Here is a 23,468-nt window from a genome sequence, read left to right on the forward strand (position 1 = left end):
TCGACAGGCCGGGGTATCAACATATCTGGCGTTGACTTTTGGCACGCTGTTGAGTTCTCAAGGAACGGACGCTTCCTTCGAAACCGTCTCACCGGCTTCTCCGGACGTTTGCCCTTTCGGTGTTTCCAACCTTACCAGAATCCTTTCCCGACTCGTTTCCGAGCTGATTTCGGATTCCTGGCAATCGATCGTCCCCAGGCAGTAGAGCGCCCGGGCTCCCGATGCGGTGGAGATGTAAACGTACTGGAGCGGGGCGCCTGGAGGCAAATCGAGGCGCCCCGCTCACCCGCGGGCCCTCACAGGGGCCCTGACGGAAGGTCAGACCTCGACGACCACCGGGAGGATCATCGGGCGACGGCGGTAGGTGTCCGAGACCCACTTGCCGACCGTGCGGCGCACCAGCTGCTGGAGCTGGTGGGTCTCCGCGACGCCGTCCTGCGCGGACTTGGCGAGTGCCTCGTCGATCTTCGGGAGGACCGCGGCGAAGTCGGCCTCGTCGATCCCGGAGCCCCGGGACTGGAGGTGAGGTCCGCCCACGATCTTGCCGGTGGTGCTGTCGACCACGATGAAGATGGAGATGATGCCCTCGTCACCGAGGATGCGGCGGTCCTTGAGGGAGGACTCGGTGACGTCACCGACCGAGAGGCCGTCGACGTAGACGTAGCCCGCCTGGACCTTGCCGGTGATCTTGGCCTTGCCGTCGAGCAGATCGACGACGACGCCGTCCTCGGCGATCACGATGCGGTCGTGGGGCACGCCGGTCGCCGCACCCAGCTCCGCGTTGGCGCGCAGGTGGCGCCATTCGCCGTGGACCGGCATCAGATTCCTGGGCTGGCAGATGTTGTAGAAGTACAGCAGCTCGCCCGCGGAGGCGTGCCCGGAGACATGGACCTTGGCGTTGCCCTTGTGGACGACGTTGGCTCCCCAGCGGGTCAGGCCGTTGATCACGCGGTAGACGGCGTTCTCGTTGCCCGGGATGAGGGACGAGGCCAGGATCACCGTGTCGCCCTGGACGATACGGATCTGGTGGTCACGGTTGGCCATCCGGGAGAGGGCGGCCATGGGCTCGCCCTGGGAGCCGGTGCAGACCAGCACGACCTCGTCGTCCGGCAGATCGTCGAGCGTCTTGACGTCGACGACGAGGCCGGCCGGGACCTGGAGGTAGCCGAGGTCACGGGCGATGCCCATGTTGCGGACCATGGAACGGCCGACGAAGGCGACGCGGCGGCCGTGTTCGTGGGCGGCGTCCAGGATCTGCTGGATGCGGTGCACATGGCTGGCGAAGCTGGCGACGATGATCCGCTTCTGGGCGCTGGAGAAGACCTGGCGCAGCACCGAGGAGATCTCGCGCTCGGGGGGCACGAAGCCGGGGACCTCGGCGTTGGTCGAGTCGCTCAGCAGCAGGTCGATGCCCTCTTCACCGAGGCGGGCGAAGGCCCGCAGGTCGGTGAGGCGGCCGTCCATCGGCAACTGGTCCATCTTGAAGTCGCCGGTGTGGACGACCATGCCCGCAGGGGTGCGGATCGCGACGGCGAGAGCGTCGGGGATGGAGTGGTTGACCGCGAGGAACTCGCAGTCGAAGGGGCCGATGCGCTCGAGGTGCCCTTCCTCGACCTCGAGGGTGTAGGGCCGGATGCGGTGCTCCTGGAGCTTGGCCTCGATCAGGGCGAGGGTCAGCTTGGAGCCGATCAGCGGGATGTCGGCCTTCTCCCGCAGCAGATAGGGCACGCCACCGATGTGGTCCTCGTGGCCGTGGGTGAGGACGATGCCGTCGATGTCGTCGAGGCGGTCCCGGAGGCAGGTGAAGTCGGGGAGGATCAGGTCGATGCCGGGTTGCTCCTCCTCGGGGAAGAGGACGCCGCAGTCGACGATCAGAAGCCTGCCGCCGTATTCGAAGACGGTCATGTTGCGGCCGATCTCACCGAGGCCGCCCAGAGGGGTGACGCGGAGGCCACCCTCGGGGAGCTTCGGCGGTGGGCCAAGCTCGGGATGCGGATGACTCAAAAGACACTCCTTACCACGCGCGCCACGCACCCGCCTGGGCACGTGGCGCGCGATATTCATGATGCGCACGCAGACGCACGTGTCGTCCGTACGTGTCGTGCTTGTTCCAAAGGGTCATGCACTGTCGTGCACTGCTGCCGTTGTCCGGCGGTATGCAGTTGTTGAAGTCTGGGACCTACAGATGTACCCCGCCGTGGGCGAGATCGTGCTTGAGCTGCTCCAGCTCCTCGGGGGACAGCTCGACCAGCGGAAGGCGCAGCGGCCCTGCCGGGAGGCTCAGGCGGGCGAGCGCGGCCTTGGTGGTGATGACGCCCTGGGTGCGGAACATGCCGGTGAAGACCGGGAGCAGCTTCTGGTGGATCTCGGTCGCCTTGGCGACGTCGCCGCTCAGGTGCGCCTCCAGCAGGGCGCGCAGCTCGGGCGTGACGACGTGGCCGACCACGGAGACGAAGCCGATGGCACCGACGGACAGCAGCGGGAGGTTGAGCATGTCATCGCCGCTGTACCAGGTGAGGCCGCTGGTCGCGATGGCCCAGCTCGCGCGGCCGAGGTCGCCCTTGGCGTCCTTATTGGCGACGATGCGCGGGTGCTCGGCGAGACGGACGATCGTCTCGGTGTTGATTGGGACCCCGCTGCGGCCCGGGATGTCGTAGAGCATCACCGGAAGATCCGTGGCGTCCGCGATGGCGGTGAAGTGCCGGTACAGACCCTCCTGCGGAGGCTTGCTGTAGTACGGCGTCACCGCAAGGAGGCCGTGCGCGCCGGCCTTCTCCGCACCGCGGGCCAGCTCGAGGCTGTGTGCCGTGTCGTTGGTGCCGGCCCCGGCGACGACATGCGCCCGATCCCCTACGGCCTCCACGACCGCCTTGACGAGCTGGGCTTTCTCCGCATCGGTGGTGGTCGGGGACTCGCCCGTGGTGCCGTTGACGACAAGGCCGTCGTTGCCGGCGTCCACCAGGTGGGCGGCGAGCTGCTGCGCGCCGTCGAGGTCGAGCGCGCCGTCCGCGGTGAACGGCGTGACCATGGCGGTCAGGACCCGCCCGAAGGGCGTCTGCGGTGTGGAGGTCGGAGCCATAGGGTCCACGCTACTCGCAGCGCACCCCGCGACGCTCCCTCGGGGCTGCCGAGGCGGCGCCGATCCGCCGGGGAATCCGCCGGGAAAGCGGTGAGGTGCCGGTATCGAGTGGGCGGTGAAGAGGGGCCCCGGCACTGCCTGCTCGGGGGTTCAGGCAGTGCCGGGACCGCACAATCACCCTAAATGAACTTCTTCAAACGCCGCAATGTGGACACCTCCCGCACCCCGCCGACCGGCGGGTAGGGGCGCGGTAGGGGTGAGGCCCAGCTTCTCCGGGGCAGCGGCGCCCGCGGCGCCCGCCGCACCGCCGGGGTGAGCGTCAGGGCGCGATGCGGCCGTTGGCGTTGAACGCGGCGTGGGTCAGGGGCATCAGCTTGGCCCACTGCGCCTCCATCAGCTCCCCCACCATCTCGATCTCGCGCTGCGGGAAGCTGGGCACCTTGGCCTGCTCGTGCTGGGTGCGCAGGCCGAGGAAGTGCATCAGGGAGCGGGCGTTGCAGGTTGCGTACATCGAGGAGTAGAGCCCCACCGGCAGCACCGCACGGGCGACCTCGCGGGCGACACCGGCTGCCAGCATCTCCTCATACGTCTCGTACGCCTTCCGGTAGACGTCCGCCATGGAGCGGCTCGTCAGCTCGTGCTGTTCCTCGGTGCCCGGCACGAACTCGTACTTGCCCGGGCGGCCCTGCTGGACGAGCTTGCGGGATGCATCCGGGATGTAGAAGACGGGTTGCAGCCGGCGGTAGCGGCCCGACTCCTCGTTGTAGGACCACCCCACGCGGTGGCGGTGGAACTCCCGGAAGACGAAGAGCGGGGCGCTGATGAAGAACGTCATGGAGTTGTGCTCGAAGGGGCTGCCGTGGCGGTCCCGCATCAGGAAGTTGATCAAGCCCTTGGAGCGCTCCGGGTCCTTGGTCAGCTCCTCCAGGGACTGCTCGCCCGCGGTGGAGACCCGGGCCGCCCAGAGCACGTCGGTGTCGGATGCGCTGTGCTTGACCAGCTCGACCGTCATATCGCTGCGGAAACTGGGGGCGGGCGAGGCGGGGGTTTCGGTCACCGGCTGGTCCTTCCACGTACATCTGCCAGAGCGGGGCCAGCCTAAGGGGAGGGTCCGACAGCCGGAGTTGCGCGGGGAAGATAGCCCGCTTTGATCATGCTTAACCGGACAAACGAGTCTCATGGCGAAGAAACGCGACCCCGGTGACATACCCCTTGGTCCCGGTTGATATTTTTCACATGCGTCCATCGACAGCGGGCACTCTGCCGCCGACCCGGACGTTCACTCCATAACCAGCCCAGAACGATCACGCAGGAGCACACCTTCATGTCCCGCCGCGGAGAGTCAGTCCCGTTCAGCTTCATAGCTGAGGCCGATCGGTTCCGCAGCAATGTCACCCCGCCGCCCCCTGCCCGTCGAAGCTTCCGCCAGGTCGCAGGCAGCGCCCTGGTGGGGCTGACCGTCGTCGCCGGGCTCGTGGGATCGGTCCTGCTCGGACTGCCGGCACTCAGCGACAATCAGAGCCCGTCGCATGAGCCTCCGGCAGCGGCCGAGGGCCGCTGACCCTTACAGCCACCCCCGGGAACGGCACCCGGGGGTGGCCGGGTCCATCCGGCCTCGCTAATGTCACCGCTCACACCGCTGCGGCGAGCAGCCGCGGGCCAAGCCCCTGTCGTGAGCGAGCGAGGACCTTGCCGTGCCCCTGCCCTTTGTGACGGCCGACCGCGAAGACGCCGTGCATGCGGCCCAGTCGGTGACTCTCGCCGAGGCCGACCGTGATCTGTGGCGGCGCCCCTACCGCCCGGGCCCCTGGCGGGTCGGTGGCGGCGCGCTGCTGTTGCTTCTCGCGTCCTATGTGCTCTTCTCCGCGCTGATCATCACCCTCGCCGGCGGATTGCCGAGCGGCGCGATATGCGCCGGTTGCGGGGTGCTGCTGATAGCCCTCGCGGTGCGGCTGCTGCGCGCCGGGGTGTGGGTCAGTTCGTACGGGCTGCGTCAGGTCGGGCTGCTCCGTACGACGACGCGGCGCTGGGCCGAGGTGGGCACGTTGCGCACCGTGCAGCGGCCCGTGCGGTGGCTGGGGCTGCCGCGTACTGTGCAGGGGCAGGCGCTGGTGCTGATGCCTGCGGGGCAGGCCGCTGGCCAGCGCGACGCTGCGGTTCCCGACGACGCTGAGCGGGCCCTGCTGACCAGCCACAACGCCGACTTTCTTTCCCGGCCGCAGGCTTTCGATCGCGCGGCCGATGTCATCGAGGGCTGGGCTGCCGAGTCGCGGTAGACGGAGAAACTTACGTCTTGCGGGTGCTTGCCGCGTGCAGGGCGATCGCGTGCTGCATCGCCTTACGGGCCCGGGGAGTGTCGCGGGCGTCGTGGTAGGCGACGGCGAGGCGGAACCAGGAGCGCCAGTCGTCCGGGTTCTCCTCCGTCTCGACCTGGCGTCGGGCGAAAACCGCGTCCGCCGAGGCGCGGTCGATACGTCCGGAGGGCGTACGTTCGAGCTCGTCGACGGGCAGCCCGCCCTCCGCCTCCAACAGCCGCGCCAGCCGTCCGGCACGCCGTGCGAAGCGCGTGGTGTGCCACAGGAACCAGCCCCCGATGAAGGGCAGCACCAGCACGGCGATGCCGAACGGGACGGTGACGGCGGTGCCCTGCTCGATCAGCAGCACGCCCCGGCTGCCGACCAGGACGAAGTAGACGACCAGGACGGCGGCCAGGAGGAAGTAGGTGATCTTCGCGCGCATGCTGCTGTGCTCCGTCGGTGCGGTCAGTCCAGATCGAGGAAGTGTTCGAGGCCGAAGGTGAGCCCCGGGGCGCCGGGAACCTTGCGTACGCCCAGCAGGACGCCCGGCATGAACGAGCTGCGGTGCAGGGAGTCGTGGCGGATGGTGAGCGTCTCGGCCTCGTCGCCGAAGAGGACCTCCTGGTGCGCGACCAGGCCGCGCAGCCGTACGGCGTGCACGGGGACCCCGTCCACGTCGGCGCCCCGGGCGCCTTCCAGCGACGTGGTGGTGGCGTCCGGCTGGGCGGGCAGTTCCGCGGCCTCGCGGGCCTCGGCGATGAGCTGGGCGGTGCGGACGGCGGTACCGCTGGGGGCGTCGGCCTTGCCGGGGTGGTGCAGCTCGACGACCTCGACGGACTCGAAGAAGCGGGCCGCCTGCTGCGCGAAGCGCATCGTCAGCACGGCACCGATACCGAAGTTGGGGGCGATGAGCACGCCGGTGCCGGGCGACTCGGCGAGCTGGGCGCGTACGGTCGCCAGCCGCTCGTCCGTCCAGCCGGTGGTGCCGACGACGGCGTGAATGCCGTTGGCCAGGCAGAACTCCAGGTTGCCCATGACGGCGTCCGGGCGGGTGAGGTCGACGGCGACCTGGGTGCCCGCCTCGGTCAGCGCCCCGAGCGGGTCGCCGCTGCCGAGGGCCGCGACCAGCTCCATGTCGTCGGCACCCTCGACGGCCCGTACGGCCTCGGAGCCCATCCGGCCCTTCGCGCCGAGGACGGCTACCCGCAGCTTGCTCATTGTGCTCGTTCCTTACGTGTCAGAGAGGGGGGAGGGGCCGGGGACCGTCAGGCTCAGGCCACGGCCTCGTGCAGATGGGCGGTCTGGCGGTCGGTGAGCCGCCCGATGGCGGCCACCGAGGGGCGCCGGTCCAGCACGTCGCGGGCCACGTCGCGGACGTCGTCGGGGGTGACCGCGGCGATCTTGGCGAGCATGTCGTCCGTGGACATCTGCTCGCCCCAGCACAGCTCGCTCTTGCCGACGCGGTGCATCAGCGCTCCGGTGTCCTCCAGGCCGAGCACCGTGGAGCCGGAGAGCTGTCCGACGGCGCGGCGCACCTCGTCGTCGCTCAGCCCGTGGCGCGCGACACTGTCGAGCTCCTCGCGGCAGATCTTGAGTACGTCGGGCACCTGGCTGGGACGGCAGCCCACATAGACGCCGAAGAGGCCGCAGTCCGCGTAGCCGGAGGTGTAGGCGTAGGTGCTGTAGGCCAGGCCGCGGCGCTCGCGGATCTCCTGGAAGAGCCGGGAGCTCATGCCGCCGCCGAGCGCGGTGCTGAGCACCGCGAGTGGCCAGCGGCGTTCGTCGTGCCGGGAGACGCCGGGCATGCCGAGCACCAGGTGGGCCTGCTCGGTCGGCCGGTCGAGGAAGTCGACGCGGCCACCGCTGCGCAGCGTACGGCTGCCCGAGCGGGGTCCGACCGGATCGGCACCGGCCGTGCGTTCCAGGGCGCCGGCGCGGTCGAACGCGGCCCGCACCTGCCGTACGACCTTCTCGTGGGAGAGGTTTCCGGCGGCGGCGACCACCAGCCGGGTGGGGTCATAGTGCTTCCTGTAGAAGCGGGCCACCTGGTCGCGGGTCAGTGCGTTGACGGTGTCGACGGTGCCCAGCACGGGGCGGCCCAGCGGGGTGTCGCCGAACATGGTGTGTGCGAACAGATCGTGGACGCAGTCACTCGCGTCGTCCTCCGTCATCGCGATCTCTTCGAGGATGACGCCGCGCTCGGACTCGACCTCGGCCGGGTCGATCACGGAGCTGGTGAGCATGTCGGAGACGACATCGATGGCCAGCGGCAGATCGGCGTCCAGGACCCGCGCGTAGTAGCAGGTGAACTCCTTGGTGGTGAAGGCGTTCATCTCGCCGCCCACCGCGTCCAGCGCCGCGGAGATCTCCAGCGCGCTGCGCCGCTCGGTGCCCTTGAAGAGCAGGTGCTCCAGATAGTGCGTGGCGCCGCTCAGCGCGGGCGTCTCGTCGCGGGAGCCGACGTGCGCCCAGATGCCGAACGTTGCGGAGCGGACCGTCGGCAGGGTCTCGGTGATCACCCGGAGCCCGCCTGGCAGCACGCTCCTGCGGACGGTTCCCGCGCCGTTCTGCCCCGGGATCAGGGTCTGGGTGCGGGTCTTTTCGCGGGTCTTGGTACGGGCGACGGCCCGCCCTGCCGGGATGGCGGGGCGGGCCGTCGTACGGAACGTACGCGTCACTTCGCGGTCTCGTCCTCGGTGTCGGGGGAGCCGGCCTCGGACGCGTCGGAGCCGCTGTCGGACTCGGACTCGTCCAGGACGGGGATCAGCGAGAGCTTGCCGCGCTGGTCGATCTCGGCGATCTCGACCTGGACCTTCTGGCCCACGCCGACGACGTCCTCGACGTTCTCCACCCGCTTGCCGCCGGCCAGCTTGCGGATCTGCGAGATGTGCAGCAGACCGTCCTTGCCGGGCAGCAGCGAGACGAAGGCGCCGAAGGTGGTCGTCTTCACGACGGTGCCCAGGTAGCGCTCGCCGACCTCGGGCATCGTCGGGTTGGCGATGCCGTTGATCGTGGCACGCGCTGCCTCGGCGGCCGGGCCGTCGGCGGCACCGATGTAGATGGTGCCGTCGTCCTCGATGGTGATGTCGGCGCCGGTGTCCTCCTGGATCTGGTTGATCATCTTGCCCTTCGGGCCGATGACCTCACCGATCTTGTCCACCGGGATCTTCACCGTGATGATCCGCGGCGCGTTCGGGGACATCTCGTCCGGGACCTCGATGGCCTCGGTCATCACGTCGAGAATGTGCAGCCGCGCGTCGCGGGCCTGCTTGAGGGCCGCGGCCAGCACGGAGGCCGGAATGCCGTCCAGCTTGGTGTCGAGCTGGAGCGCGGTGACGAACTGCTTGGTGCCGGCGACCTTGAAGTCCATGTCGCCGAACGCGTCCTCGGCACCGAGGATGTCGGTCAGCGTCACATAGTGCGTCTCGCCCTCGATCTCCTGGGAGATCAGACCCATGGCGATACCGGCGACCGGGGCCTTCAGCGGCACACCGGCGTTCAGCAGCGACATCGTGGAGGCGCAGACCGATCCCATGGACGTCGAGCCGTTGGAGCCCAGCGCCTCGGAGACCTGCCGGATCGCGTACGGGAACTCCTCGCGGGTCGGCAGCACCGGCACCAGCGCGCGCTCGGCCAGCGCACCGTGGCCGATCTCGCGGCGCTTGGGGGAGCCGACGCGGCCCGTCTCACCGGTGGAGTAGGGCGGGAAGTTGTAGTTGTGCATGTAGCGCTTGCGGGTCACCGGCGAGAGGGTGTCCAGCTGCTGCTCCATGCGGAGCATGTTCAGCGTGGTCACGCCCAGGATCTGGGTCTCGCCGCGCTCGAACAGCGCCGAGCCGTGCACCCGCGGGATGGCCTCGACCTCGGCGGCCAGCGTACGGATGTCCGTGACGCCGCGGCCGTCGATGCGCTTCTTCTCCTTGATGACGCGCTCGCGCACCAGGGTCTTGGTCAGCGAGCGGTAGGCGGCGGAGATCTCCTTCTCGCGGCCCTCGAACTGCGGGAGCAGCTTCTCCGCTGCCAGCGCCTTGACGCGGTCCAGCTCGGTCTCGCGCTCCTGCTTGCCCGCGATCGTCAGCGCCTGCGCGAGCTCGTCGCGGACGGCCTCGGTCAGGGCATCCAGGACGTCGTCCTGGTAGTCCAGGAAGATCGGGAACTCGCCGGTGGGCTTGGCGGCCTTCGCGGCGAGGTCGGCCTGCGCCCTGCACAGCACCTTGATGAACGGCTTCGCGGCCTCCAGACCGGCGGCCACGACCTCCTCGGTCGGTGCCTCGGCGCCGCCCTTGACCAGCTCGATGGTCTTCTCGGTGGCCTCGGCCTCGACCATCATCACGGCCACGTCACCGTCGGGCAGCACACGGCCCGCGACGACCATGTCGAAGACGGCCTCCTCCAGCTCGGTGTGGGTCGGGAAGGCGACCCACTGGCCCTTGATCAGAGCGACGCGGGTGGCGCCGATCGGGCCGGAGAAGGGCAGTCCTGCCAGCTGCGTGGAGCAGGAGGCGGCGTTGATGGCGACCACGTCGTAGAGGTGGTCGGGGTTGAGCGCCATGATCGTCTCTACGATCTGGATCTCGTTGCGCAGGCCCTTCTTGAACGAGGGGCGCAGCGGCCGGTCGATCAGCCGGCAGGTGAGGATCGCGTCCTCGGACGGGCGGCCCTCACGACGGAAGAAGGAGCCGGGGATCTTGCCCGCGGAATACATCCGCTCCTCGACGTCGACCGTCAGGGGGAAGAAGTCCAGCTGGTCCTTGGGCTGCTTCGAGGCGGTGGTGGCCGACAGCACCATGGTGTCGTCGTCCAGGTAGGCCACGGCGGAACCGGCGGCCTGCTTGGCCAGCCGGCCGGTCTCGAAGCGGATGGTACGGGTACCGAAGGAGCCGTTGTCGATGACGGCCTCGGCGTAGTGGGTCTCGTTCTCCACCAGGAAAATCTCCTCGTCTGCGTCCGCAGCTCGTTGTCGCGGCGGACTGTGTACTCAGGAGCGCTCCCGGTGCGGGCCGGTCTTCGATCGAAGCTCCCGGTGCCTCCGCGGGTGTTCCACGGGTCCGGGGGCCACTACCGAGGACCGGCGTCTCGGGTGCGCTCCCTTCTCATGCTGTCGGTGGTGTCTTACTGCTTTGTCTCGCGACTTTGTCTCGCGTGACAAGACTACAAAGGTTCTACGTTCCGCGAGATGCTGTCGTACTGCGATACGGCGAGCGGCCGTACTGCGATACGGCGAAGGGAGCGGCCCCCGGGTCCGGGAACCGCTCCCTCCGTCACGTTCTAGCGGGCGCCCGCCGCGCCGCGGCGGATGCCGAGGCGCTCGACAAGCGCACGGAAGCGCTGGATGTCCTTCTTCGCCAGGTACTGCAGCAGGCGGCGACGCTGGCCGACCAGCAGCAGCAGACCACGGCGCGAGTGGTGGTCGTGCTTGTGGGTCTTCAGGTGCTCGGTCAGGTCGCTGATGCGACGGGAGAGCAGCGCCACCTGGACCTCGGGGGAGCCGGTGTCACCTTCCTTGGTGGCGAACTCGGAGATGATCTGCTTCTTCGTCGCGGCGTCGAGAGACGACACTCGTACTCCTCGGGGTTCTGGCCGCCGAGCGCCCCTGGTCTGCATCACAGGGGAGTCTTCGATACTCGGGAGGCCGGTACAGGGTATCAGTGGCTAGCTGGTGAGACTGCGGGCCGCCGAGTAGACGTTCATCACCGCCAGGCACAGCGGTACCAGCGTGAGCAGGACGAACGTCTCCAGGATCTCCACGAAACGGCCCCAGAAGGGGGTCACGCCCTTGCTCGGAACGGCCAGACCGATGGCGACGGCCAGCACCGCGGCACCGGCGAGCGCGGCGCTCAGCCACACGGTGCGCAGCGCGTCACCGCCGGTGGGAAAGTCCCCCGCCAGTCCGACGCCGAGCAGCAGCAGCGCCGCGAGACCGGCGATCAGGGAGCTACTGACCTGCGAGGTGTAGCGGAAGAGGCGGGCGCGCAGCAGCATCGCGATGCCGGTGGCGAGGGCGAGCAGCTGCCCCCAGCCGGACGTGGAGAAGCTGAGCACCGCCGTGGAGACGACGACCACGGCGGCGCAGCCGCCGACCAGACCGACCAGCAGCTCGTGACCGCGCCGCGCCTGCGCCGCGATCCGCTCGGCGTCGATCGCCCCCTGGGTCTCCGGCGCCGCGTCCGGGTCGGCGTCGTAGTCGCTCATCTGGGGCCGGGTGGCCTCGAAGCCGATCGGCAGCCGCGCGAAGCGGGTCGAGAGCCCCGGCAGGAACGCGAGCACGCCGACGGCGAGGGGCGCGCAGATGGCGGCCGTCTCCACCGGGGGCAGGTCGGACACGATCGCGATGAAGGTGATCAGGGTGCCGATGGTCGAGGTGAAGGCGGCGGCGACGAACGGGCCGTCCCCGTTGGGAGTGAGCGCGATCAGGATGGCGGACGCCAGCAGCACGGTCACACAGCCGAGCAGGAACTGGAGCCTGCCGATGCCCAGCCCCTCTTCCAGGGGCAGCAGGCCGCTGCCCGCCACCATCAGATGCGGCATGGCCGCAAGGCCGAACGTGACGGCGGTGGGCCGGTCGTCGTAGACGCGGGCCCGTACGGCGGACAGCGCCATCAGCAGCACACCGGTGACGGCCGCCAGAACGCCCGCCAGTCCGTGCATGTCGTGACCGGCCGGGTCGGAGAACCACAGCACGACCGCCATCAGCGCCAGCAGCACACCGCCGCCGATCAGTCCGGCGGCGCGCATCATGCCGTCGCCCCACAGCCGGCGGTCACGGGTGACGGCGGAGGCGACCGCGTCGGAGACGTCGTCGAAGACGGCGGGCGGCAGCGACTCGGCGAACGGGCGCAGGCTGAGCACCTCGCCGTCGAGAATGCGCTGGGCCGCGAACGAGCGGGAGCTGTCCAGGACCGTGCCGTCACGGCGCACCAGGTGGTAGCCGACGGGCGCACCCGCCGCCGGGCTCTGGCCGGAGAGCCGCAGAATCTCCGGGTAGAGGTCGGCGACCGGAATGTCCTCGGGGAGCGCGACGTCGATCCGGCTGTCGGGCGCGACGATGGTCACCCGGCTGAAGCCGGTGTCCAGGGCCGACCCGGCCGCCCGGCCGGACGGACCGGCCGCACCTCGGGCACCGCCGGAGCCCGGCTGCCCGCCGGATCCGGTGGCCGCGGCGGAAGCCGTCGTACTCACCTGTGTGTCCCCCTCGAAGAGCCTGCTGGGCGGCTGCCACGGTCACGGCGGCAGCGCGCGACACCCTACCGCTCCCGGTCAACTCACTGTGCCACTAGGATCGCCAGCCGCGGAGGGGGACCGTCCAGGAGGGGCCGTCACCACGGGGGTGCCCGCACCGAACCGTTCCTTCCGCCCAGGGACTCAGGGAACCTAGATGCAGGGAACCTAAGGGAACGCAAGGGAAATTGGTGCGCGAGTGACCCAGATCGTCGTCAAGCGTCCGCCTCGGGCGTTGCCTCCCGAAGTGCCCGGCGAGGAACTCCGGCTGGAACCGCCGCCCGAGCTGCCCAAGGGGCAGCAGGAGGGCATGTGGATGCAGGTTCTGCCGATGCTCGGCATGGGCGGCTCCAGCGTGTACTTCCTCATGCCCGGCATGAACTCCCACCCGATGATGAAGATCATGGGTGTCCTGATGCTGTTCTCGACGCTCGCCATGGTCATCGCCATGATTGTCCGGATGCGCCGAGGCACCCAGGGGGAGATGGCACAGTCGCGGCGGGACTACCTCAAGTACCTGGCACAGACGCGTCGCGCGGTCCGCAAGACGGCGCTCAAGCAGCGGGACGCCCAGTTCTATCTGCACCCCGCGCCCGACCAGCTGTGGTCCCTGGTGGCCGAGGGCAGCAGGGTGTGGGAGCGGCGTCCTTCCGACGTGGACTTCGGGCAGGTGCGTGTCGGACTGGGCGTACAGCAGCTGGCCACCCCGCTGATCAGCCCGGAGACGGCGCCGGTCGACGAACTGGAGCCGCTCACGGTCGGCGCGATGCATCAGTTCATCAACACCCACGCCACTGTCGACGGGCTGCCCATGGCCGTGTCGCTGCGGGCCTTCTACCACGTGACCGTCAGCGGCGACCCCGACTCGGTGTACGCCTCGGCACGCGCCCTGCTGTGCTCGCTCGCCGCGATGCACTCCCCCGAGGATCTGGTGATCGCCGTCGCCGCGGGCCGCGAGTCCTACGGTGCCTGGGACTGGGCCAAGTGGCTGCCGCATGCGCAGGTCAAGGACCAGGCCGACGGCGCGGGTACACGACGCCTGATCGTCGGCGACACGATCGAGATGGAGGAGCTGCTCTCCGCCCGGCTGGAGGGACGGCCCCGGTTCAGCTCCGCCGCCGAGCCGGTCATGGAAGCGCCGCACATCGTCGTCGTCCTGGACGGCACCTCGGTGCTGCCCAACTCGCTGCTGGCCGCACCGGAAGGGCTGCAGGGCGTCACCATCGTCGAGATCGTCCCCGGCGACATCGACGTGGCTCGCGGCGGCCTGTCGGTCGTCGTCGACCGGCGGGCCCTGCGCCTGGAGTCGGGCCAGGGCATGGTCTACGAGGGAACCCCGGACGCCCTCTCCTACGAGGCGGCCGAGGCGGTGGCCCGGCAGCTCGCTCCGCTGCGGGTCGGCTCCGGCGACGACGGCGACGAACCCCTGCTGGCCAAGCTGGAGTTCACCGACCTGCTCAGCCTGGGCGACGCCGCCTCGGTGGACGTCTCCCGCACCTGGCGGCCGCGCTCACAGGCCGAGCGGCTGCGGGTGCCCATCGGTGTGGGCGAGGACGGCCAGCCTGTGATGCTCGACCTCAAGGAGGCGGCGCAGGACGGTATGGGCCCGCACGGGCTGTGCGTGGGCGCGACCGGTTCCGGTAAGTCGGAGCTGCTGCGCACCCTGGTGCTCGGCCTGGCCGTCACCCACTCCTCCGAGACGCTGAACTTCGTTCTCGCGGACTTCAAGGGCGGTGCAACCTTCGCCGGTATGGCGCACATGCCGCATGTCGCCGCCGTGATCACCAACCTCGCCGACGACCTGACCCTCGTCGACCGGATGGGCGACTCGATCCGCGGCGAGCTCAACCGGCGCCAGGAGATGCTGCGCGACGCGGGCAACTACGCCAACATCCACGACTACGAGAAGGCGCGCGCGGCCGGCGCCCCGCTCTCCCCCATCCCGTCGCTCGTCCTGGTCATCGACGAGTTCAGCGAGCTGCTCACCGCCAAGCCGGACTTCATCGACATGTTCATCCAGATCGGCCGCATCGGCCGCTCGCTGGGTGTGCACCTGCTGCTGGCCTCGCAGCGGCTGGAGGAAGGCCGGCTGCGGGGGCTGGAGACCTATCTCTCCTACCGGGTCGGTCTGCGGACCTTCTCCGCCGCCGAGTCCCGCGCGGCGCTGGGCGTGCCCGACGCCTACCACCTGCCCTCGGTGCCCGGTTCCGGCTACCTCAAGTTCGGCACCGACGAGATGACCCGCTTCAAGGCCGCGTACGTCTCCGGCGTCTACCGCGCGGGCGGCGACAACCTGCCGGCCGGCCCGCTGGCCCCCAACCGGCGGCCCGTCCTGTTCACCGCCGCCGAGGTGCCCGTACAGCGGCCCGACCCGGACGCGGCCCCCGTGCCAGCACAGCCCGTCACCGGCGCCGACGACGACGCGCTCGCCGACACCGTGCTGGACGTGGTCGTACGGCGCCTCGAAGGCCAGGGCACACCGGCGCACCAGGTGTGGCTGCCCCCGCTGGACAGCGCCTCGCCGCTGGACGAGCTGCTGCCGCAGCTCAGCCCCGTGGAGGGCCGTGGCCTGACCGCCGCCGACTACCCGCGGCAGGGGCAGCTGGTCGTCCCGGTCGGCCTGGTGGACAAGCCGTTCGAGCAGCGGCGCGATCCGCTGTATCTGGACTTCGCCGGCGCCGCGGGCCACATGCTGGTCGTCGGCGGCCCGCAGTCCGGCAAGTCCACCCTGATGCGGACCCTGATCTCCTCGTTCGCCCTCACCCACACCCCGGCCGAAGTGCAGTTCTACGGGCTCGACTTCGGCGGTGGCGGCATGTCGGCCGTCTCCGGGCTGCCGCATGTGGGCGGCATCGCCTCCCGCCTCGACCCCGAGCGGGTGCGCCGTACGGTCGCCGAGGTCTACGGCATCCTCAACCGCCGCGAGGAGTACTTCCGCGCCAACAACATCGACTCCATCTCGACCTACCGCAGGCGCCGCGCCCGCGGTGAGATCACCGACCAGCCATGGGGCGATGTCTTCCTCGTCATCGACGGCTGGGGCAACTTCCGCAACGACTACGAGGGCCTGGGCGACGTCGTCAACGACATCGCGGCGCGCGGCCTCGGCTATGGCGTCCACCTGGTCATCACCGCCTCCCGCAACATGGAGGTACGGGCGGCCCTGAAGGACCTGCTGATGAACCGGCTGGAGCTGCGGCTCGGCGACACCATGGACTCCGAGTTCAACCGCAAGGTCGCCGCCAACGTCCCGCCCGGCGTACCGGGCCGCGGCCAGACGATGGACGCGCAGCACTTCATGGCCGGCGTCCCGCGCATCGACGGCGTCGGCTCCGACGACGAACTCGCCGACGCCAGCGCCGAGATGTGCAACACCATCAGCGCCCACTGGCAGGGCGACCCCGCACCGCAGGTCAGGCTGCTCCCCCGGGAGCTCCCGGCCGCCCGCCTGCCCGGCGGCGGCGCACACCCCGAACGCGGCGTTGCCTTCGCCATCGACGAGAACAACCTGGAGCCGGTCTTCGTCGACTTCGAGACCGATCCGTTCTTGCTCGTCTTCGGCGAGAGCGAATCCGGCAAGACCGCGCTGCTGCGGCTGCTCGTCAAACAGATCACCGAGCGGTACTCGGGCGACGAGGCGAAGATCGTCGTCGGCGACTACCGGCGCTCGCTGCTCGGTGCCATCCCGGACAGCCATCTGCTGGAGTACGCGCCGATGTCCAACACGATGGAGACGCATATGAACGCGCTCCGCGATCTGATGGACCGGCGCGCTCCGTCCTCCGACGTCACGCCGCAGCAACTGCGTGACCGCAGCTGGTGGACGGGCCCGCAGATCTTCGTTGTCGTCGACGACTACGAGTTGGTCGCCACCTCCAGCGGCAACCCGCTGGCCGTCCTCACCGAGCACCTCCCGTTCTCCCGCGATGTCGGCGTTCGCTTCCTGATCGCCCGCAGCTCCGCCGGCGCCTCCCGGTCGATGTTCGAGTCCTTCATGACCCGCATCAAGGAGCTCGGTGCCCAGGGCGTCGTCCTCTCCGGCGACCCCAACGAAGGCGATCTGCTCGGCAATGTCCGACCCCGGCCCATGCCGGCCGGCCGCGGTTTCTTCGTCTCCCGCAAGCGGGGGACGCCGCTGGTGCAGTTGGGCTGGCTGCCGGACGAGACCTGAGCTGGGGCCTGCTCATCGGACGCGGTGCATGGTTGCGCCGCGTCCACGTAGGCTGACACTCCGAAGCCGGGTGCTCCGCATGCCGGAGAGACCGGAGAAATACCGGAGTTGCCGGAGAAAGGAGAACTGCTGTGGGTACTCAGCAGGAAAAGGAAGAGCTGTACGCCATGGACATCTCCGACGCGGTATGGGAGAGCGCCCCCGGCAGTCCGGAGGACGAACGCGTCGAGATCGCCCACCTCCCCGGCGGCGCCGTCGCCATGCGCAACTCGAAAGAGCCGGACGTAGTGCTGCGCTACACGGCCGCCGAGTGGGAGGCGTTCGTACTCGGGGCACGGGACGGGGAATTCGACTTGGAGCCGATGCCGCACAACGGGGGAAAGTCGGCGGAGCCTCACGACGGCGGTGCTTCCCGCTGACATGACACGCGGGTGAGGAACGCCGCTGGCAGACGGCTCTTGCTCGCCGACGCGAAAAGCCGACGCAATACGGAAAACAGGTGACAGGGCCGCCTCTCGGCAATTCCTGTCACCTGTTTTGCCGGACTACAGCCCCTTGATCTGCTCGAAGAGACTAGCGGCCTTTTTATCCGTGGCCTGATACTGCGGGCTACCGTGGCGAATCACTTTCTCCACGGCGGCAAGCTGAGTGCTGATGTCGTTCGCACGCGCTTGCCACTGCTTCTCGATCGCGTTGAACATCTCCCTGGCCTCACCGTCCCAGGCCTGGTCAACCTTCTTGACCTCCGCCCACAGGTCTCGCATCTGCTGCTCGACCAGCTTCTTGCGAATGTTGATCTGCTGAGCGATTTCGTCGAGGTGGGAGTAATTGACCTTCAGCGAGCTCAGCGGGTCCTCTGCCATGCTTTCTCCGATCGCGATACGGGACTATCCAGCGGGCCGACAGTGATGCAGCGCCTTCGCGCCGCATCGCTGTCAGTACATACCGAGCTTGCTGGCGGCGTTGACGCCGTTGTAGTTCGAGTTGGAGCCGTCCAGCTTGCCCTCCAGCCCAGCGCTGATTCCGCCGAGTTTGCTGTCGGCATCGATGCCACCGCCCGCAGCACTACCGTTGACGTCGATGTGCTGGAACTGCTGGAGGATTTCATCGTCGTTGCCGACACCGAGCTTGGCGGTCGCCTGGGTCGCATCGATGATTCCACTCAGCATCTGATTGATGGCGTGGTGGTCGTTGTTGATGCTGTTCTGCGCCTTACGGAAGGCCGCCGCAGCCGCACCCTGCCAGCCCGTGCCGCTGCCTACCATTCCGATGAGCGTCTGAAGTTGGCGCACGTTGCCGGTCAACTGCCTGTGGATTTCGTCGATGTTCTTCTTGAAGGTAGTGAATTCATCGAAACTAATCTTCTGGCCATAGCCTGCAGCACTTGCAGCACCATCTACCATGGATGTGACCCTCCCTGTCTTGGATTGTTCGCTCTGTGTACGACGCGCCCCGCTACCGCGCTAGTTCCGCCTCAGACGTACGGCAGCGAAGCCGCACCCCGCGAGGACGACGACTCCTGCCGCGATGCCGAGGGCGGGCAGGAGCCAACCACCGTCCTTCTCCTTGGACTTCGAGTCTGCCACCTTTGCCTGACCGGGGGCAGCCTCTTTGTTCGAGTCTTTGCCTGCGTCCTTGGCGTGCGAACTCGACGACTTCGACTTGGTGTGCAGGGTCCGCGCACCGGTGAGCGGGCTGATGTCCGGATCGCCGGGATCGCCCTTGTTCTCGAGGAGGTTGATGCGAGGACGGACGGCACCGAACCCCACCCCCTTGCCGGGGCCCTTGTCCGGATCCTTGAGGCCGGCCGTCTTGATCAGGACGCGGCTCACCTGATTCGCCGTCCAGTCCGGGTGCTTGGACCAGATCAGAGCGGCGGAGGCGGAGGCGATTGCGGTGGCCATGCTGGTTCCCTGCTGGGAACAGTACCTCTGCTTCTTGCCGTCACACCATCCCGGAATGTCCACTCCCGGCCCAGCGACAATCGTCTGTCGACGGGAGGAGAAGTCGGCGATCTTACCGGACTTGTCGGTGGCTCCAACAGCCACTACATCCCAGTAGCCGGCGGGAAAGTTGATGTTGTTCCCCTTCTGGGCGTCATTTCCCGTGCCTGCCAGGAGGAGTTTCCCCTTCTTCACCGCGTAGGAAATCGCCTTTTTCATGGCCGGATCAGGAACGCCAGCGAAAGACATGTTGATGATCTGAGCATCGCTGTCGGCAGCTGCCCTGATGGCCTCCCCAACGTGGTCCTTCGTTTGGTCGGCGTTCTTCATCTGATCCAGATTCGTCCGGACAGGAATAATCTTCGCGCCCGGTGCGAGTCCCTTCAGCGTGCCGCCCTTCCCAGAACCCGCGATGAGTTCGGCCACTGTCGTCCCATGGCCGAGGTCATCTCGCGTTTCGTCACCGGGAGCACCGGAGAAGTCCTTCCCTGGAAGCACCTGGCCTTGGAGCGACTGAGTGGACGAGTCAACGCCGGAGTCGACGACAGCTACTTTGATTCCCTCGCCAGTGCTGACCTTCCACATTTTCTCGGCTTGCATCGCCTTCAGGTACCACTGCTGAGACTGAGCATCCTCCGCGGTGGCAGTCGGAGCCAGCCCGACCATGCAGACCGTCCAGGCTCCGACTGCCGCAAGTCCAGTGAGGAGGCGATGCTTTGTTCGCTGTTTCCGAGATGTTGCTGCCATGGTCGCTCTCACTGGATTACTCGATCACTGGCGGCACGCTGCCACGCCGCCCGGTCGACCTGTTCCGCTCCTCTTCTGACAGATAGTCCGGTCGCGGCCTCTCGCGCCGCTGATCCTGCGGCTTGTTCCGCGGCGACGGGGGCTGACCGCCAACGACCAGGCCCGTACCACCGGGAAAGAATCCGCGCGAGTCTCCCTCTTGGTGCGAATCGCCGTTGCGAGGCTCCCCGACAACGCCATCCCGGTTGGTTGCAGCCCTCCCGCTTGCCGCGCGCTGTCCGCCGCTCTGGCTGGCCGCTCCTTCTGCACCCCCACCGCTGACGGGCGGGACCATGCCCGTGGGGCGCCGAGGCACCGTCGAACCCTGTCCGTCGATGACCATCCCCCGCGGCACCTGGGAACTCGACGCGTTCGAGCCGGATCCAGGCCGGCTGGGGGTGCCGCCCACGATTCCGCCGCGTTGGCCGGCCCGAGAGGAACCGGAAGTCGTTCCACGTCCCCCGGCGTTCGGCCCCATCGCGGCCGGAGGAACACCCATCATCCCTGGGCGGCCGAGTCCTCGAGGTCCGTTGTTGCCGACTTGCTGACCTGTCGGTCCTGGCATGACTGGGCCGACAGGTCCCGGCCTCATCGGACCCGGGCGCCCGACAGGACCGTTCGGGCCCGTTTGCGCGGTGCGTCCCGTGTTCGGGGCGGGAGGCGGCGGGACAAACGGGCGCGGTGGGCCGGTACGAGCCGTGGCCGGAGGTCCGACGGGCCGTGGTGGTGGGGCGCTGCCGGGACCAATTCGACCGGGCGGCGGCCCTCCCGTTGGAACAAAGGGGCCGGGACCAGGGGGTGGGCCGCCGGGCGGCGGACCGGGCGGACCGGTCACCGGAGGTACCTGCGGCGAGGGGCCACGGTCCATCGGCTGTACGACGGGAGTAGGCGGAGCGCTGTCAATATTCGTGGCAACAGCCGTACCCGGGCGGACGGGATCCTCGGGAAGATGAGGCGCGACGGGGTCAGCCCTGCTGATCGCCCCGTCGCTGCCAGGCACATAGGCCGGACCCGCCTGATCAGAAGCACCCCGGCCAGGGCTGCCAGCGGCATACGGGGCCGCTGCCGCCGTCTCTTGGCCGCCTGCCGGGTCGCCGCCGACAGAGGAGCGAGGAGGCTTCCAACCGGGAGGCGGCGGCGGCCCCTCGAAGACCGGCTTGTCCTTCTCCGCCGTCTGTATGTGCTGGAGAGCCACCCGATAGTAGGAGCTCAGCTTTTCCGCCTGGCGGACGGCCTCTTTGTGTTTGGGATCTTCCTTCGGGGGTTTGTCGCTGCCCTTGGAGTCGGAGTCGTCACCCTTCTTCGACGAGTCACCATCTTCGTCCTTGTCCCGCTCGGGCATCGAGTTCTGGACCATGGCCAGGCCGATGCCGGCCCCCTTGAGATGCGAACCGACCATGCCCGCGTACTCACTGAGCTTGATGGTGTTCTTCCGAAGATCATTGGCCCAGGTGTCGAACGCCGCCTTCTTCGTTTCACCCTCCCAGTCGGGATCGGTCTCTTCGAAGTAGGTCTTCAGTTCCCTCTCGGCATCCTTGATGGCGCGGGCAGCGTCCCAGAGGGCTTCTCCGACGTCCTCCAGGTCTTGGGGAACGCCGGCGTCGACGAGGTCCTTCAACTGGTTGAGGCGGTACTTTTCGAAATCGGTCGCCGAGCCCGGTGCGGCATTCCGTGAAAGCAGCAGAGGAGCGCCGGCGGTGTAGGGAAGCAGGGGGTTCTGATCCGGCTGGAAGAGAGGGTTGTACTCCATCGGGATGAGGGCGTCCTTCGGCATCTCATCAGCCGAGAATCCCCTCCCGGAGTCCGAATCAACCGATTCGTTCTTGTCGCCCTTGCCACCCATGGGTCCTCCTGGTTCCGGGCTGATGTGGCCGACTAGTAACTCACGTCGCTGTTGCCACCGTTGGGCGCTTCCTTTGCAGGCACATCCCCGCGCTTGTCATGCTTCTCGTGCCCACCCTTGCCAACATTCTTGACCTTTTCAGTCAAGGCTTCCGTTCGGGCCTGGATCTGCCAAAACCGCTGCTTCTCAGCCTCGTCCACCTCGTCCAGGCGTCCGTCGGCGTGCTTGACCGCGATGCTCATCGCGTCGATCTGAAGCCGCAGTGTCTCGGAGAGAAGAGCGAGGGTCTCGTGCACCTCGCTGTACTTGGTGAAGAGGTCGTCCGCTTCGGTGAAGGGGATGTTCTGACCACCGAGTGACTGCCGGCTGACGCGTCTGCACGAAATCTTGTGTTTCGCGGCAGGCGAGGTGTCCAGGTCTGTGATGACGCCGTCGATGCGCTTCTTCAGCTTCTTGAGCGCTTCCGCGCGTCGCTTGAGGTCCGACTTCGAGTTCGGCAGTTTCTTCTCCGACGACACGACTGGCGGCGGCGTCTCCTTGCCGTCCGGCCCCAACTGCCCCATGGGCTCCCCCCTTCTGCCCCGTTTCGCCGCTTGCTCGGCGGTCTTCGTGGTCCGTCGAACAGGCGCTCAGGTCACTGTAGTAGCTGGATGCGGCTCGTCCCAACTGCAAATGAGCTGCTGACAGTTGCTCGTAGCAGGACCGTAACGTGTGACACTCCTGCTGCACATACCCCTTTTCTACCAGTGGCCACCGACATCGACGGGCCGACGGAGACCAGCTGGCCGGCGGTCAGCGACTGGGCGCCGGGTGCTTGCGGCGGCGCCGGTCGCGGTAGATGAGCGAGGTGCCTGCTACGACCGCTACGAGGGTGCCGCCTCCTACAAGGACGTAGGTTCCGAGCCTCTCGTTCCGTTCTTGCTCGGTTTCTCCCAGCTGAAGCTTGGCCGGTGTCGGTTTTTTGGCCGTTTCGACGCCTTCTTGGGCCACGGGGCGGTCAATGCGCTTGTCGTCCTCGGTCAGGGCGGCCACCGGGTCGATGACGCCCCAGCCGACGAGGCGGTCGCGGCCGGGGATCGAGCGCTCCGCGGTCTGCTCGATCTGGGCGACGATGTTCTGCTGGGACCACTTGTCGGGGCCCTTGTTGTGCTTCGCGCGGAGGAGGGCCGCCACGCCCGCCACATACGGGGCGGAGAAGCTGGTGCCGTTGTCGACGCAGTGGCCGCCCTTGGGGACGGTGGAGACCATGTCGACGCCCGGGGCTGCCACGTCAACGAAGTCACCCGCCTGGGAGAAGGGGGCGCGCTCGTTGTTGCGGTCGGAGGAGGCGACCGCGAGGACGCCGGGATAGGAGGCGGGGTAGGTCTTCTTGTCCTTGCCGCCCAGTCCGTCGTTGCCCGCGGAAGCGACGACGACGACGTTCGCCTGGACGGCACGCTGTACGGCGAGTTCCAGCGAGGAGTCCGCCCGCAGGGCCTCGGCGGTGTCCTGGGAGATGTTGATGATGTCGGCGTCGGCCTTCACCGCGTAGTCGATCGAGTCGGCGAGGGTGGCGGCCGTGCCGCTGCCGTTGGCGTCGTTCTGCTTGATCGGAATGATCGTCGCCTTGGGGGCGAGCCCCACAAAACCGGTGTTGTCGGCCGGGCGTGCCGCGATGATGCCCGCGACCTTGGTGCCGTGACCGACCTCGTCCGTGGTGCCGTTGGCCTTGCCGCGGGGGGTGGCCTGGCCGGTCTCGTCCTTCTTCGGCTTCTTGGGGAGCAGGTTCTTGCCCGCCTTGGCGTCGACGGCGTCCTTGAGCTGCTTGTTCACGATGTCGACGCCGGTATCGATCACGGCGACCCGGACGCCCGCGCCTTGATTGGTGTCCTTCCACAGCTCGTTGAGGAGGACCCGTTGGAGCGACCACGGGCGACCGTCGTACGGCTTGGCGGGGAAGCTGCACTGGGTACTGGCGTCTGCGGCGGCGGGCGGGGCGACGGTGACCGTCAGGGTAGAGGCGGTGACGGCCGTTGCTGCGGCCATCGCTGCCAGGCGGCGCGCCCGCCGCAGTCCGGTGGTGCCGTGCCGCGTCGCGCGGCTGGGCGTTTTCTTACCGCTGCTGGGCATCGTGCTGTGCATCGTCGTCACC

The 23,468-nt window shown here is 68.4% G+C and carries 20 protein-coding genes; 6 read left to right on the plus strand and 14 right to left on the minus strand.

All coding sequences use genetic code 11. The features are described from left to right. On the plus strand, nucleotides 1-205 hold a 205-nt coding region (locus tag ACTWQF_RS00005), incomplete at its 5' end, for a hypothetical protein (protein ID WP_443275840.1). A gap of 113 nt (nucleotides 206-318) precedes the next feature. On the opposite strand, the gene ACTWQF_RS00010 is transcribed toward ACTWQF_RS00005, so the two are convergent. The 3 genes from ACTWQF_RS00010 to thyX all read right to left on the minus strand — a co-directional run bounded on the left by ACTWQF_RS00010 (nucleotide 319) and on the right by thyX (nucleotide 4,136). Beyond that, nucleotides 319-2,004, minus strand: coding sequence for a ribonuclease J (locus ACTWQF_RS00010; protein ID WP_443275842.1), 1,686 nt, complete (start codon nucleotides 2,002-2,004; stop codon nucleotides 319-321). A gap of 175 nt (nucleotides 2,005-2,179) precedes the next feature. Then, nucleotides 2,180-3,079: a 4-hydroxy-tetrahydrodipicolinate synthase gene (gene dapA, locus ACTWQF_RS00015; RefSeq protein ID WP_443275844.1), complete on the minus strand. Its 900-nt coding sequence runs from the start codon at nucleotides 3,077-3,079 to the stop codon at nucleotides 2,180-2,182. 319 nt (nucleotides 3,080-3,398) lie between these two features. Next, nucleotides 3,399-4,136, minus strand: coding sequence for an FAD-dependent thymidylate synthase (gene thyX / locus ACTWQF_RS00020; RefSeq protein ID WP_443275846.1), 738 nt, complete (start codon nucleotides 4,134-4,136; stop codon nucleotides 3,399-3,401). Nucleotides 4,137-4,403: 267 nt separating this feature from the next. Between thyX and ACTWQF_RS00025 the strand changes: the two genes are divergently transcribed. Next, nucleotides 4,404-4,640 carry a hypothetical protein gene (locus tag ACTWQF_RS00025; RefSeq protein ID WP_443275848.1) on the plus strand — a complete coding sequence of 79 codons (237 nt, stop codon included), beginning with the start codon at nucleotides 4,404-4,406 and terminating at the stop codon, nucleotides 4,638-4,640. A 133-nt stretch (nucleotides 4,641-4,773) separates the two neighbouring features. Then, entirely contained in the window at nucleotides 4,774-5,355 is a 582-nt protein-coding gene (locus ACTWQF_RS00030; protein ID WP_443275850.1) for a hypothetical protein, read from the plus strand. 10 nt (nucleotides 5,356-5,365) lie between these two features. Here ACTWQF_RS00030 and ACTWQF_RS00035 read toward each other — a convergent pair whose 3' ends face one another. From ACTWQF_RS00035 to eccD, 6 genes are all read right to left on the minus strand, one after another. After that, nucleotides 5,366-5,818: a hypothetical protein gene (locus tag ACTWQF_RS00035; protein ID WP_443275852.1), complete on the minus strand. Its 453-nt coding sequence runs from the start codon at nucleotides 5,816-5,818 to the stop codon at nucleotides 5,366-5,368. A 23-nt stretch (nucleotides 5,819-5,841) separates the two neighbouring features. Further along, a complete protein-coding gene (dapB, locus tag ACTWQF_RS00040) occupies nucleotides 5,842-6,594 on the minus strand; it encodes a 4-hydroxy-tetrahydrodipicolinate reductase (RefSeq protein ID WP_443275854.1) in 753 nt (250 codons plus the stop codon). 53 nt (nucleotides 6,595-6,647) lie between these two features. Continuing rightward, nucleotides 6,648-8,054: a M16 family metallopeptidase gene (locus tag ACTWQF_RS00045; RefSeq protein WP_443275856.1), complete on the minus strand. Its 1,407-nt coding sequence runs from the start codon at nucleotides 8,052-8,054 to the stop codon at nucleotides 6,648-6,650. Continuing rightward, the gene (locus ACTWQF_RS00050; RefSeq protein ID WP_443275858.1) at nucleotides 8,051-10,300 is read right to left on the minus strand and encodes a polyribonucleotide nucleotidyltransferase; all 2,250 of its coding nucleotides are present in this window, start codon (nucleotides 10,298-10,300) and stop codon (nucleotides 8,051-8,053) included. The genes ACTWQF_RS00045 and ACTWQF_RS00050 overlap by 4 nt, the downstream gene beginning before the upstream one ends. 344 nt (nucleotides 10,301-10,644) lie before the next feature. Further along, complete coding sequence (rpsO, locus tag ACTWQF_RS00055; protein WP_016470189.1) at nucleotides 10,645-10,935, minus strand: 30S ribosomal protein S15; 291 nt, start codon at nucleotides 10,933-10,935, stop codon at nucleotides 10,645-10,647. Between the two features lie 93 nt (nucleotides 10,936-11,028). Next, a complete protein-coding gene (gene eccD / locus ACTWQF_RS00060) occupies nucleotides 11,029-12,555 on the minus strand; it encodes a type VII secretion integral membrane protein EccD (RefSeq protein ID WP_443275859.1) in 1,527 nt (508 codons plus the stop codon). Between the two features lie 238 nt (nucleotides 12,556-12,793). Here eccD and eccCa point away from each other — a divergent pair, with 238 nt between their 5' ends. Both eccCa and ACTWQF_RS00070 read left to right on the plus strand, forming a co-directional pair. Beyond that, nucleotides 12,794-16,765, plus strand: a complete 3,972-nt coding sequence (gene eccCa / locus ACTWQF_RS00065; protein WP_443275861.1) for a type VII secretion protein EccCa — start codon at nucleotides 12,794-12,796, stop codon at nucleotides 16,763-16,765. A gap of 131 nt (nucleotides 16,766-16,896) precedes the next feature. Next, nucleotides 16,897-17,184 carry a DUF397 domain-containing protein gene (locus ACTWQF_RS00070; protein WP_443275862.1) on the plus strand — a complete coding sequence of 96 codons (288 nt, stop codon included), beginning with the start codon at nucleotides 16,897-16,899 and terminating at the stop codon, nucleotides 17,182-17,184. A gap of 126 nt (nucleotides 17,185-17,310) precedes the next feature. Here the strand turns inward: ACTWQF_RS00070 and ACTWQF_RS00075 are convergent, their stop codons facing one another. From ACTWQF_RS00075 to ACTWQF_RS00085, 3 genes are all read right to left on the minus strand, one after another. After that, nucleotides 17,311-17,628, minus strand: coding sequence for a WXG100 family type VII secretion target (locus ACTWQF_RS00075; protein ID WP_443275864.1), 318 nt, complete (start codon nucleotides 17,626-17,628; stop codon nucleotides 17,311-17,313). A gap of 72 nt (nucleotides 17,629-17,700) precedes the next feature. Continuing rightward, nucleotides 17,701-18,168, minus strand: a complete 468-nt coding sequence (locus tag ACTWQF_RS00080) for a WXG100 family type VII secretion target (RefSeq protein ID WP_443275866.1) — start codon at nucleotides 18,166-18,168, stop codon at nucleotides 17,701-17,703. 60 nt (nucleotides 18,169-18,228) lie between these two features. Continuing rightward, nucleotides 18,229-19,374: a S8 family serine peptidase gene (locus tag ACTWQF_RS00085; RefSeq protein WP_443275867.1), complete on the minus strand. Its 1,146-nt coding sequence runs from the start codon at nucleotides 19,372-19,374 to the stop codon at nucleotides 18,229-18,231. A gap of 1,300 nt (nucleotides 19,375-20,674) precedes the next feature. Here ACTWQF_RS00085 and ACTWQF_RS00090 point away from each other — a divergent pair. Then, the gene (locus tag ACTWQF_RS00090; RefSeq protein ID WP_443275869.1) at nucleotides 20,675-21,169 is read left to right on the plus strand and encodes a hypothetical protein; all 495 of its coding nucleotides are present in this window, start codon (nucleotides 20,675-20,677) and stop codon (nucleotides 21,167-21,169) included. A gap of 200 nt (nucleotides 21,170-21,369) precedes the next feature. On the opposite strand, the gene ACTWQF_RS00095 is transcribed toward ACTWQF_RS00090, so the two are convergent. Together ACTWQF_RS00095 and mycP are read right to left on the minus strand one after the other, a co-directional pair. After that, on the minus strand, nucleotides 21,370-21,900 hold the full coding sequence (locus tag ACTWQF_RS00095) for a hypothetical protein (protein WP_443275871.1): 531 nt from the start codon (nucleotides 21,898-21,900) through the stop codon (nucleotides 21,370-21,372). A 229-nt stretch (nucleotides 21,901-22,129) separates the two neighbouring features. Beyond that, a complete protein-coding gene (mycP, locus tag ACTWQF_RS00100) occupies nucleotides 22,130-23,458 on the minus strand; it encodes a type VII secretion-associated serine protease mycosin (RefSeq protein ID WP_443275872.1) in 1,329 nt (442 codons plus the stop codon). Between the last annotated feature and the right edge of the window lie 10 nt (nucleotides 23,459-23,468).

Origin of the sequence: Streptomyces sp. 8N114 (assembly GCF_052245835.1) — a bacterium.
Classification (GTDB): domain Bacteria; phylum Actinomycetota; class Actinomycetes; order Streptomycetales; family Streptomycetaceae; genus Streptomyces.

Bases quoted from the DNA above. Each gene is read 5' to 3' on its own strand.
- mycP (WP_443275872.1), bottom strand. From the start codon at position 23,458: ATGCACAGCACGATGCCCAGCAGCGGTAAGAAAACGCCCAGCCGCGCG.
- ACTWQF_RS00025 (WP_443275848.1), top strand. From the start codon at position 4,404: ATGTCCCGCCGCGGAGAGTCAGTCCCGTTCAGCTTCATAGCTGAGGCC.
- ACTWQF_RS00075 (WP_443275864.1), bottom strand. From the start codon at position 17,628: ATGGCAGAGGACCCGCTGAGCTCGCTGAAGGTCAATTACTCCCACCTC.
- dapA (WP_443275844.1), bottom strand. From the start codon at position 3,079: ATGGCTCCGACCTCCACACCGCAGACGCCCTTCGGGCGGGTCCTGACC.
- ACTWQF_RS00095 (WP_443275871.1), bottom strand. From the start codon at position 21,900: ATGGGGCAGTTGGGGCCGGACGGCAAGGAGACGCCGCCGCCAGTCGTG.
- ACTWQF_RS00035 (WP_443275852.1), bottom strand. From the start codon at position 5,818: ATGCGCGCGAAGATCACCTACTTCCTCCTGGCCGCCGTCCTGGTCGTC.
- dapB (WP_443275854.1), bottom strand. From the start codon at position 6,594: ATGAGCAAGCTGCGGGTAGCCGTCCTCGGCGCGAAGGGCCGGATGGGC.
- ACTWQF_RS00085 (WP_443275867.1), bottom strand. From the start codon at position 19,374: ATGGTCGGGCTGGCTCCGACTGCCACCGCGGAGGATGCTCAGTCTCAG.
- ACTWQF_RS00080 (WP_443275866.1), bottom strand. From the start codon at position 18,168: ATGGTAGATGGTGCTGCAAGTGCTGCAGGCTATGGCCAGAAGATTAGT.